This is a genomic window from Flavobacterium sp. (genome assembly GCF_027490375.1).
GTDB lineage: Bacteria > Bacteroidota > Bacteroidia > Flavobacteriales > Flavobacteriaceae > Flavobacterium.
Genome location: NZ_JAIXYH010000091.1, coordinates 29,789 through 40,841 on the forward strand (window position 1 = coordinate 29,789; position 11,053 = coordinate 40,841).

The window sequence follows — 11,053 nt, forward strand, 5'->3', positions numbered from 1 at the left end:
ATCAAATCCTCTTGGTGTATATTTACACCACTTAACAGTTTTATTATGGCAAGACAAACGATCACTTTAGCCAATCAAAACGATGAATGGTTAAAACAGCAAGTAGCAAACGAAGAATTTACGAGTAAAAGCGAGGCTATCAATTATTTAATTAAACAAGCACGCGAGCAAGATGCCTATGTAGAAGTTGTGCGAATGAAAATAGAAAAAGCTGAAAAAAGTGGTTTTAGCACAAAGACTAAAGAAGAATTGTTGGCAGATATTAAGAAAAAATTGAATGTATAGCTATAGATTGAATATTCAGGTTGAGGAAGATTTAACCCGAATATTTGAATATGGAATGAGTCAATTTGGTTTGAATGAAGCAACTAAGTACTACGATATGTTTTTTGAATGTTTTTCAAAAATCTCTTCCAACCCATTTCTTTTTCTAAGTGCAGATCATTATAAAAAAGGGTACCGCTACTGTGTTTGTGGAGTTGCCACTATTTTTTATAGAGTTAATGAAGACGAAATGGAAATCATGGCAATAATTGGAAGGCAAGATTTCTAAAATATTCTTTGAAAAGATGTTTCTCAACTCTTAAACAGCTCAAACCACAACGGAGTTTCTACGCAGTCACTCCGTTGTGGTTTACAAACACCAGGCTTTTATTTTTTATAGGAGTGTTTGTGATTGCAATTGATTGAAGATTGGAAAACACGATATTAACTATTAAATGAGCCTTACTACTACGAAAGTTGTGGTTTGATTGAAGATTGGAAAACACGATATTTTGCTTTGTAAAAGTCGATAACGCCTTCGTGTTGTGGTTTGATTGAAGATTGGAAAACACGATATTATCTGTGGATGGCTAATTTAGGATGGGGTGGTTGTGGTTTGATTGAAGATTGGAAAACACGATATTCTTTAAGCAAATCAACCATTTCCGATTCGGTTGTGGTTTGATTGAAGATTGGAAAACACGATATTATGTTGCGTTAAAAAAGTAAAGGTATTTCGTTGTGGTTTGATTGAAGATTGGAAAACACGATATTCTACCGAAAATCGGTATCGAACCCCTACCGGTTGTGGTTTGATTGAAGATTGGAAAACACGATATTTAGGCGATGGCACGAGAATAGATTTTAACAGTTGTGGTTTGATTGAAGATTGGAAAACACGATATTACTTCAGGCTCAAGTTTGTATTATACTACCGTTGTGGTTTGATTGAAGATTGGAAAACACGATATTTGACTGTTTTAGACACTCATGGGGGTTCTCGTTGTGGTTTGATTGAAGATTGGAAAACACGATATTTTAGCTAAAAACGTCACCGTAAACCAACCGTTGTGGTTTGATTGAAGATTGGAAAACACGATATTAATGCGGTATTTTACAATTCTCTTACCGCCGTTGTGGTTTGATTGAAGATTGGAAAACACGATATTTTTAACAGCTTCACCTCTCTGAGGTTCAGGGTTGTGGTTTGATTGAAGATTGGAAAACACGATATTGGATAATAAGACCTTTTACACTCCCATTCGTTGTGGTTTGATTGAAGATTGGAAAACACGATATTTAAAGCGATAATTCCAATAACAACGTAATCGTTGTGGTTTGATTGAAGATTGGAAAACACGATATTCTTTATCAAAACTCAGCTTTGACAAATCAGTTGTGGTTTGATTGAAGATTGGAAAACACGATATTAAATTCACGGGAAGCAGAAAATACTTGTCTGTTGTGGTTTGATTGAAGATTGGAAAACACGATATTCTTCCGTTCCAGCTTACACGGCTGTTGCTTGTTGTGGTTTGATTGAAGATTGGAAAACACGATATTGCTGTAATTAAAAACATAGAAAACCATGTGTTGTGGTTTGATTGAAGATTGGAAAACACGATATTAAAAGAAGTTCAGAACAACGCGACGCAGTAGTTGTGGTTTGATTGAAGATTGGAAAACACGATATTGTACAAGCTTATACACCTCAAGGCGACACGGTTGTGGTTTGATTGAAGATTGGAAAACACGATATTTCTTAAACGTCGTTTTTGCGTAGTTTTCGAGTTGTGGTTTGATTGAAGATTGGAAAACACGATATTACCTAGAACTAAATGTGCAGCAAATATTTGTTGTGGTTTGATTGAAGATTGGAAAACACGATATTCTACACAAAGAGCGTGAAAAACATATACAGTTGTGGTTTGATTGAAGATTGGAAAACACGATATTTAGAAATGGCATATCCCAATTATCGGAGTTGTTGTGGTTTGATTGAAGATTGGAAAACACGATATTTATCTCAAAGCACATCGACAGGTACGACAAGTTGTGGTTTGATTGAAGATTGGAAAACACGATATTTGTCAATAGGTAAATACTTATGTCCTTTTAGTTGTGGTTTGATTGAAGATTGGAAAACACGATATTATTGGGCAAACTACATAGCAACGATTTGTAGTTGTGGTTTGATTGAAGATTGGAAAACACGATATTAGGTAAGGTTTTGTATTGTTCCCTCGACAGTTGTGGTTTGATTGAAGATTGGAAAACACGATATTTTGCGGGATGAAATAGAAAAAGAATACGCCGTTGTGGTTTGATTGAAGATTGGAAAACACGATATTGTGTATTGAAAACAGGTGCAACACCGACGGGTTGTGGTTTGATTGAAGATTGGAAAACACGATATTCGGCTATATCAAAGCACATCGACAGGTACGGTTGTGGTTTGATTGAAGATTGGAAAACACGATATTTTGTCGAACCAAAACATACGACTGCCACAGGTTGTGGTTTGATTGAAGATTGGAAAACACGATATTTTGTCGGCTCAGGTTATTATCGAACAACTGGTTGTGGTTTGATTGAAGATTGGAAAACACGATATTGTTCTACTCCTGCGCCCGTTAAACAGTTTAGTTGTGGTTTGATTGAAGATTGGAAAACACGATATTGCTTACCGTCGACCTCTTCGACGTACTGCAGTTGTGGTTTGATTGAAGATTGGAAAACACGATATTTAGATAAAGCAAATAAATTTCATCCAACGCGTTGTGGTTTGATTGAAGATTGGAAAACACGATATTTAGAATTTGATCAGCTTATTTGGGAATTTGGTTGTGGTTTGATTGAAGATTGGAAAACACGATATTTAGTAGTTAAAAGCAATTATGATTTCTTAGTTGTGGTTTGATTGAAGATTGGAAAACACGATATTCAGACAGCACGTCAGGGACACTGTCGTACAGTTGTGGTTTGATTGAAGATTGGAAAACACGATATTCTTAAGATGCGGCTTGCGCGAAACCGTTGTGTTGTGGTTTGATTGAAGATTGGAAAACACGATATTTTCAAAGCGCACCACCGAAAAGCTCGGTTAGTTGTGGTTTGATTGAAGATTGGAAAACACGATATTCCTATACACCGGCACCAATTCAAACCAATAGTTGTGGTTTGATTGAAGATTGGAAAACACGATATTCAAAAGAAAAACTATACTTTGAAAGTACCGTTGTGGTTTGATTGAAGATTGGAAAACACGATATTAATACGGTATTTTACAACTCTCTTACCACCGTTGTGGTTTGATTGAAGATTGGAAAACACGATATTAGACGATTCGGAACATAAAAACAATGGAAAGTTGTGGTTTGATTGAAGATTGGAAAACACGATATTGAATTTGATTTAGAAGAATTAGTCTATTTAGTTGTGGTTTGATTGAAGATTGGAAAACACGATATTGTGCTATGTATGTAAGCTGAACCCCAAGCCGTTGTGGTTTGATTGAAGATTGGAAAACACGATATTTTCAATCGTAAACGAATTCGAGCAATGCGGTTGTGGTTTGATTGAAGATTGGAAAACACGATATTGTCCCGCCATTGCGGCAAATGGGCAAATCGTTGTGGTTTGATTGAAGATTGGAAAACACGATATTGTTCTGCAAACAGCCAACACACACGAGGTGTTGTGGTTTGATTGAAGATTGGAAAACACGATATTATTAATTAACGGCGTATGGTATGACGCAGAGTTGTGGTTTGATTGAAGATTGGAAAACACGATATTTAGAAGTAGCTTCGTTATTTGGGATTACGGGTTGTGGTTTGATTGAAGATTGGAAAACACGATATTAAGAATCGCATTCCTTTACTTCTTTCTCGAGTTGTGGTTTGATTGAAGATTGGAAAACACGATATTTTTACGGCGTCGATGGAAAAAAGATTACAGGTTGTGGTTTGATTGAAGATTGGAAAACACGATATTAGCCAATAAGTTTGGGTAAACCATATTTACGTTGTGGTTTGATTGAAGATTGGAAAACACGATATTTACACGGCATCAGGTGGCGGCGGAATGTTAGTTGTGGTTTGATTGAAGATTGGAAAACACGATATTACGTAGTTTTTCCAAATAATCGGAAAACCTGTTGTGGTTTGATTGAAGATTGGAAAACACGATATTAATTAGAAAAACAGATGACAGCAGGTGCAGTTGTGGTTTGATTGAAGATTGGAAAACACGATATTATGAATGTAAAGAACTTGAACGTTCTATTGGTTGTGGTTTGATTGAAGATTGGAAAACACGATATTACCGCTATTGAAGAAGCATAATGATCAGTAGTTGTGGTTTGATTGAAGATTGGAAAACACGATATTATTGCTGGAAAAGGTTTGATATTGTCAGGTGTTGTGGTTTGATTGAAGATTGGAAAACACGATATTTTTTATTTATTAAACCAATTCAATTCCCTGTTGTGGTTTGATTGAAGATTGGAAAACACGATATTAGAGTCAAATGAAATTACGTTTACGTCGTAGTTGTGGTTTGATTGAAGATTGGAAAACACGATATTTGCAGATTATCATATCTGATAATGACGTTAGTTGTGGTTTGATTGAAGATTGGAAAACACGATATTCTACCAAAATAACAACAATTCGCAAACCGTGTTGTGGTTTGATTGAAGATTGGAAAACACGATATTGCTCAGGCGTTAAACTAAAAGCGTCGGAAGGTTGTGGTTTGATTGAAGATTGGAAAACACGATATTTAACGGGTGGTTGTAACGTGTCGCAGTACTGTTGTGGTTTGATTGAAGATTGGAAAACACGATATTTTAAGTTGGTAGTAACTGTACCCGTAGCAGTTGTGGTTTGATTGAAGATTGGAAAACACGATATTTTTAGGTGCGAATAGTCGAGCTCGTTGCCTGTTGTGGTTTGATTGAAGATTGGAAAACACGATATTTAATGGTTTTACCCTCAACGCCAGCAGCTAGTTGTGGTTTGATTGAAGATTGGAAAACACGATATTAGTATTAACCACTTTAATCTAAAAACATGGTTGTGGTTTGATTGAAGATTGGAAAACACGATATTCCTGTGTTGCTATAATAGTCCTCTGATACTGTTGTGGTTTGATTGAAGATTGGAAAACACGATATTGCAAAACCAATCAATCTATCAGTTACTATGTTGTGGTTTGATTGAAGATTGGAAAACACGATATTAAAAGTTCCCCAGCTTTGTTGCGCAGCTCCGTTGTGGTTTGATTGAAGATTGGAAAACACGATATTAGCACGGCTGTAAGCCTTTGATATCGTTGGTTTTAATTTGAAGATATCGTGCTAAAAACGCGTCTTTTTCGGCTTGATAACCCGGAATTGAGGCGTTTTTTCTTTTCAAGCAATTTGATTAAATATCGGTTTAAGAATTTTTTAGATTGGAAATCGACGAAGGAGATTCGGCGGAGCCAAAACACGATATTAGTTCGGATGTAAGCCTTTGATATTGTTGGTTTTAGAGTGAAAATATCGTGATAAAAACGCGTCTTTTTTGGATTGATAACCCGAAATTGACGCGTTTTATTAATTAAAACAATTCCAATTGCATCGGCGGTGGTTCTTTTGGTACCGGTGCACGACCCCAAAAGTTCATGATGTTTCCAAATTGCTTGTCGGTTATTCTTAGTACGCTTACTTTTCCGTATTCAGGAAGCAGTCGCCTTACGCGTGCTTCGTGTACATCGGCACTTTCGCCACTCGCACAATGCCTAATATAAACACTAAACTGCATCATGCTAAATCCGTCTTTCAACAAAGCGTTTCTAAAAATCGAGGCATCGCGCCGATTCTTCTTGGTTTCGGTTGGTAAATCAAAAAATACAAATAGCCACATAATACGGTAGGCGTTTAGTTCCATAGTTGCGGATATTTTATCTTCTTCCGATCGCCATCGTAGCACTGACGTAAACTCTGACATGTTTTTTGAATAGCTACCATTAGTGGCGAAACCTCGTCTTTCCAGTAGACAGTTCGGGTTAACATATCAAGAAACTTTACCTTTACTTCGCGTGTAAGTTCTGTTATGCCTTCACTTACAAGATTAACTACAATTTCATCGACAACTGGGCGGAAGGGTTCCATAATGTCGTCTGCCAAAGCAAAAGCATTATACTTACTCTTATGATGAATACCCAAAGTATTCAATAGTCCTGCAGCAGCTAATGATCGTGCTACCGCGGCTCGCAAAATCGCATAACCATAGTTTAAGAATGAATTGGGGAAGTCGCCGTGCCGCTCGCGCTTAAAATCGGCTTCCCACAGGTGTTTCCAATAAAAACTAGCAGCAACAGCTTCCATATTGCTACTATCTCCGCTGAGAACTTTACTAGCTAAAAAAGAAAAATGATTTTCTTCATTTCTAACTTGCTTAAGAAGTAGGCCTTGATTTGTAATCTTTTCTACGATGGTTTGTCGCCACAAATTCTTTTTTAAGGCGGCAGATGCTTGTATTTGACTAGAAAATATCTCTTGTTGGATATGATGGGCGTTTAAACTTAGAAACATTCCCTGAGGTAAATGATTTTTATTACAGATAATGGTTGCCACATTGTTGTCACTCAATGCCACAAGCGCAGGCATACTTACATAAATCTCATGATGATCGAGTACCAAATACCCTAAATCCTCAATAGGTAAGCTGCCACTTCGCATTTCTGAAACGATGTTCAGTTGGTTATTCGAAACCGTTAATGAACTTTTACTTTCAATAATTACACTTCGCTTAATCATAAGTTAAAAAATTGGTTATTAATAGGTTATTTATAACTCAATCAACAAAACTTATGCCTTTTTTATTTTATTCTATTTGAGCTTATTGTAAAGATGACTATTGCTGTAGACTTTAATAAATTTTCGAAAAAAATTCTATAATCTGCTCTTATAATTGAAATTGTTTTTAAAACCAATCTTCTTAACCCCTTCCCCTGGGTGAGCGACAGCAGCGACATCCTTTTTTGCGCTACGGAGTTTCCACTACTGCTAAAGCAAAAAAGATACAGCGGATGGCGCGACGGCGGTTCAGCGAAACGTTTGCGAAGCGTTACGATTGCACCGCCGGCACCCCCAAATAAAAAATCACAATAATCGTACTGTTGCTTTGCAGGGAACACAATGTTTATGGAATAAAATTGTTATAATCTTGCATGCTCCTTGCACGGTTTCGCCAAAAGGTTGTTCATTTCAAAGTATTTGAACAGTATCGTGAGTAATTTTTAAGTAATTGATTTTTAATTAATTTGAATGAATGTATATCTTTTAACAGCTGCGCTTCTAGCGGGGGTACTCTTGTACTATTTTCTGTTTGCAGGAAAAAAGAAAAGCATAACTGTGCTTTATTTTGGTTTGATAATTGGTGTTTTTACGTTCTTTATTTACCGTGTCGATAAATCCTGTTTTGGCGCGTCGACACCTATTGAACTAAAATTGACCAATAAATCGGAGCAGCGCTTAAAAATTTATACGATTACTTTTTGGGATGATGTTGATAGGCAGACTCAGGGCGCCACTATTTATCACGCAGAATTGAGTGCAAACGAAACTTCTGCCTTTTGTCTTGAAAATGATAACAGCAATTTCTGGTTGGTTGCAAAAGATAGTAGAAATCAAATAGTTTACCTCAATAAGGTTTTAGATAACGGAACCTCACTTTTTTACGAAATACCTCGAATGTCGACTGTAATTAAAGACGGAAATGTAAATTTAGCATCGAAACTTACTCGAAGCACAGATAAAAGCTTAGCGATTGAACGTGTTATGCTATGGATTAATACTGCGCTTGTTTGCTTAATTTGTGTTTTGTTTTTCTATCATAAAGTTTAAAACAATGAAAAGTAGTCTTGCCGGATTTTTTCATTTTATGCGAATAGCTCCAATCAAAATATTTGTGCTTTCGCTACTGTTGCTTGGCTGTGAGCAACGTTCTTTAAAGAACGAGCGGCGGTTGTACGTTATTTCTGAGCAGGATTCCCTACAAAAAAACAGTAGCATTCCGCGGCCTGCTCCTCCGGATTTTCAAAATCGATTTTATACGGACATGGTTTTTATCCTCGACAGTGTCAACGACGTTCATTTATATCAAACTTCAAAGATTTATAATTTGGATGGTGAAAGCTCGGTCGATTATCCTTTTCCAAACTTTATCGAACTAAAACCCGAGCATTTAGTAACGGTGAGCAGCAGAAGTTTTATCAGTTTTTTTAAAAACAACCTTCATGTTCTCGATAATGCTAATGAATATAGAGCCAAACATTATTACTTTGCAAGTGAGACAGATACGATTAAGAATCAAGCCTTGTATGATTTTTTTGAATATATAAAACATGTTCCTCGAGCGCCTTTTTACGTTGTTCGTAGGGCTACAGAAGAAGAAAAAATGGTTTTGAACTTCAAAAAACAACACAGATTTTACGCGCCTAAATTGATTCCATGGTCGTCTAATTTTCTAGACGGAAACTGTAAACCATATACGGATCGGTATAAAAAAGTTGAATCCCAAATTAGAATTTTCCGAAGAGCGAAGACCACTTTTGATTCCGAATCGAATGCTTCAGCAATTAACTTATAAGAACTGTAGGGTAGATTAATGGTCGAATTTTAGCTACGTTTTATGAACCAGTATCTAATTTTAAAATTTAAAACCATCTAATGAGGATATGAAAGCTTACCTGGGTTTACTCTGTTTACTAATCTTAGCAAGTTGCCAGTCGAATACGAAAGGAACTGATACTGCGGATTCAAAAATTGAAAATTTCGAGGTTTTTTACGATCGGTTTCACAAGGATTCGGTATTTCAAATGTCAAGAATCGTATTTCCACTCCAAGGAGGTATTTTTGATAACGGGCCTGAACGCAAGTGGACAAAGGAAAATTGGAATCTTTTGAAGATTAGAATACACGATGTGGATACCACAGAAATTAAAGTTAGGTACGAGAAAACGGATACGCAGTTTTACGAGAAATTTTGGCTTGAAAACTCCGGATTTTGGGGTGAATATCGATTTGAAGTTCGAAACGGTCGCTGGTTTTTGACCTACGCTGTGGATCACAATTTATAAGTTGTTACTTTTTTTTGCAACAGAAACCAATATATTTTGGTGTAAATATCTTTATCAAAAGCGCAACTTATGCAGAAAATTAAGAATTGATACCAAAAGGAATGTTTAAGATAAGGTAAATAGGCCTATTAGTTTTTATGTTTTTTTAAGCGATTTTTAATTGCAAATAATTGATTTAAAAAGTTTTGCGTCTAAAAATAAACAAATTTGTTTACTTTTATATAATTGCGTAAGTTTGAATTAAATTATTAGAAACTATGTTGCCCGAGTTGTCTAAAATAAAAGGGATACATCCAGGCGCAATCTTAAAAAGAGAGCTTAAATCGCGTGGATTAAAAAGTAAGGAATTAGCCAATTTATTGGATGAACACGCGCAAACCATCAGTTCAATAGTAAACGAAAAGCGAGGTATTAATCCAAGTCTTTCGATTAAATTAGGTCGGCAATTTGGTGCAGAGCAGGATTATTTCATGCTGCTTCAAGCAAGTTATGATGTTGAAAAGACCATCGAAGCCAAACAGTCTAATACGCCAGATTTAAGTAAGATACGAGCTGCTTTATTTTGGGACACAGATTTTAAAAAGATTGACTGGCAAAAAAAGCAGAAAGCAGTAATAAAGAGAATTTTTGAGTGCGGTAATGATGTTGAAATTAACGAAATCATCTCGTTTTATGGAATACTTGTAGTTAAAAACGCATTAAAAAACAGCAACAACGATTTTCTGCCGGCTTTCAAACATAATCTAGTTAGGTTTAAAATTATCAACAAATAAAAATTGAAAATCTACAGAAATACCGTGTCCGACTTGTTGTGGAACACGCTTTCTACATTGATGAATTTGTAGGAGTTGCGCTCATTTCAATTAGTTGGGGGTACTTCTTTAAGTTTATTGTTGGGTCATAGGATGTCTGTCGATATTGATTTGTTTACAGCTGCGGACTACGGTTCGATTGATTTTAAGCGAATTGACGACTTGTTTCTTAGCTCTTTTCCATTTACGGAACTGAGATCTGAAGGAAACAACAGTATTGGCAGAACGTACTTTGTCGGAAACGATAAACATGAGTTAATAAAAGTAGATTTTTTTTACACGGATCCTTTTGTGTTTCCATATCTAGATTTCGAGGGTGTTAGATTATCTCATTTAGCAGAGATTACGGCGATGAAGCTAGAAATTATAGGACAGGGGGGAAGGAAAAAAGACTTTTGGGATTTACATGAATTAATGGAATACTATTCCGTTTCTGAGATTCTAGAATTTTATGAAAAAAGATATCCATACGGTTTTTCTAGAGATCAGCTAGTGAGAAAAATGCTTGATTTTTGTGATGCTGATTCAGATTTCGCCCCCATATGTTTAAAAGGTAAGTATTGGGAGCTGATTAAGTTAGATATTGAAGAGAAAGTTTTGAATTATTGATGGATTACTTTAGAAGCTAGTCCCAATAGCTATCGGGATCGATGAATTCACCATTTTACGCATCGTTTTCCCGTCCGAACCCGCGTATCGTCGTTGCCTGAGCCTGTCGAAGACCGATGCCTGAGCTAGTCGAAGGCTGGTGCGATTTTTTGGTGGCTTGACACGTTCTGTGTTTTCCTCAACGGTACCCTATTGCGCAAAATTCTGTGAGGTTCATTGTTTTCCGAGCGCTTAAA

9 protein-coding genes and 1 CRISPR repeat array are annotated in these 11,053 nt (G+C 36.2%); of the genes, 7 read left to right on the top strand and 2 right to left on the bottom strand.

Going from position 1 to position 11,053, the window contains the following annotated elements:
* Positions 1–45 precede the first annotated feature (45 nt).
* Together Q0064_RS13835 and Q0064_RS13840 are read left to right on the top strand one after the other, a co-directional pair.
* The gene (locus tag Q0064_RS13835) at positions 46–285 is read left to right on the top strand and encodes a CopG family transcriptional regulator (RefSeq protein ID WP_298148797.1); all 240 of its coding nucleotides are present in this window, start codon (positions 46–48) and stop codon (positions 283–285) included.
* Positions 278–553, top strand: coding sequence for a type II toxin-antitoxin system RelE/ParE family toxin (locus Q0064_RS13840; protein ID WP_298148798.1), 276 nt, complete (start codon positions 278–280; stop codon positions 551–553). The genes Q0064_RS13835 and Q0064_RS13840 overlap by 8 nt, the downstream gene beginning before the upstream one ends.
* Positions 554–674: 121 nt before the next feature.
* Positions 675–5,575: direct repeats of the CRISPR family, unit length 36 nt; unit sequence GTTGTGGTTTGATTGAAGATTGGAAAACACGATATT.
* A 295-nt stretch (positions 5,576–5,870) separates the two neighbouring features.
* Here the strand turns inward: Q0064_RS13840 and cas2 are convergent.
* Both cas2 and cas1 read right to left on the bottom strand, forming a co-directional pair.
* Positions 5,871–6,200, bottom strand: coding sequence for a CRISPR-associated endonuclease Cas2 (gene cas2, locus Q0064_RS13845; RefSeq protein ID WP_298148799.1), 330 nt, complete (start codon positions 6,198–6,200; stop codon positions 5,871–5,873).
* Positions 6,191–7,072 (bottom strand): type II CRISPR-associated endonuclease Cas1, encoded by an 882-nt coding sequence (gene cas1, locus Q0064_RS13850; protein WP_298148800.1) that lies wholly within the window; start codon positions 7,070–7,072, stop codon positions 6,191–6,193. Before cas1 ends, cas2 begins: the two co-directional genes overlap by 10 nt.
* Before the next feature lie 510 nt (positions 7,073–7,582).
* Here cas1 and Q0064_RS13855 point away from each other — a divergent pair.
* The 5 genes from Q0064_RS13855 (at position 7,583) to Q0064_RS13875 (ending at position 10,817) form a co-directional block, all read left to right on the top strand.
* Positions 7,583–8,161 (top strand): hypothetical protein, encoded by a 579-nt coding sequence (locus tag Q0064_RS13855; protein ID WP_298148801.1) that lies wholly within the window; start codon positions 7,583–7,585, stop codon positions 8,159–8,161.
* Positions 8,162–8,165: 4 nt separating this feature from the next.
* Positions 8,166–8,906, top strand: a complete 741-nt coding sequence (locus Q0064_RS13860) for a hypothetical protein (RefSeq protein WP_298148802.1) — start codon at positions 8,166–8,168, stop codon at positions 8,904–8,906.
* A gap of 88 nt (positions 8,907–8,994) precedes the next feature.
* Positions 8,995–9,396, top strand: a complete 402-nt coding sequence (locus tag Q0064_RS13865; protein ID WP_298148803.1) for a hypothetical protein — start codon at positions 8,995–8,997, stop codon at positions 9,394–9,396.
* Positions 9,397–9,665: 269 nt separating this feature from the next.
* Positions 9,666–10,169 (top strand): HigA family addiction module antitoxin, encoded by a 504-nt coding sequence (locus Q0064_RS13870; RefSeq protein ID WP_298148804.1) that lies wholly within the window; start codon positions 9,666–9,668, stop codon positions 10,167–10,169.
* A gap of 75 nt (positions 10,170–10,244) precedes the next feature.
* Entirely contained in the window at positions 10,245–10,817 is a 573-nt protein-coding gene (locus tag Q0064_RS13875; protein WP_298148805.1) for a nucleotidyl transferase AbiEii/AbiGii toxin family protein, read from the top strand.
* The last annotated feature ends 236 nt before the right edge of the window (positions 10,818–11,053 follow it).

What these genes read in the sequence shown, in the direction of transcription:
- Q0064_RS13835 (WP_298148797.1), top strand. Translation starts at nt 46, where the DNA reads ATGGCAAGACAAACGATCACTTTAGCCAATCAAAACGATGAATGGTTA.
- Q0064_RS13840 (WP_298148798.1), top strand. Translation starts at nt 278, where the DNA reads ATGTATAGCTATAGATTGAATATTCAGGTTGAGGAAGATTTAACCCGA.
- cas2 (WP_298148799.1), bottom strand. Translation starts at nt 6,200, where the DNA reads ATGGAACTAAACGCCTACCGTATTATGTGGCTATTTGTATTTTTTGAT.
- cas1 (WP_298148800.1), bottom strand. Translation starts at nt 7,072, where the DNA reads ATGATTAAGCGAAGTGTAATTATTGAAAGTAAAAGTTCATTAACGGTT.
- Q0064_RS13855 (WP_298148801.1), top strand. Translation starts at nt 7,583, where the DNA reads ATGAATGTATATCTTTTAACAGCTGCGCTTCTAGCGGGGGTACTCTTG.
- Q0064_RS13860 (WP_298148802.1), top strand. Translation starts at nt 8,166, where the DNA reads ATGAAAAGTAGTCTTGCCGGATTTTTTCATTTTATGCGAATAGCTCCA.
- Q0064_RS13865 (WP_298148803.1), top strand. Translation starts at nt 8,995, where the DNA reads ATGAAAGCTTACCTGGGTTTACTCTGTTTACTAATCTTAGCAAGTTGC.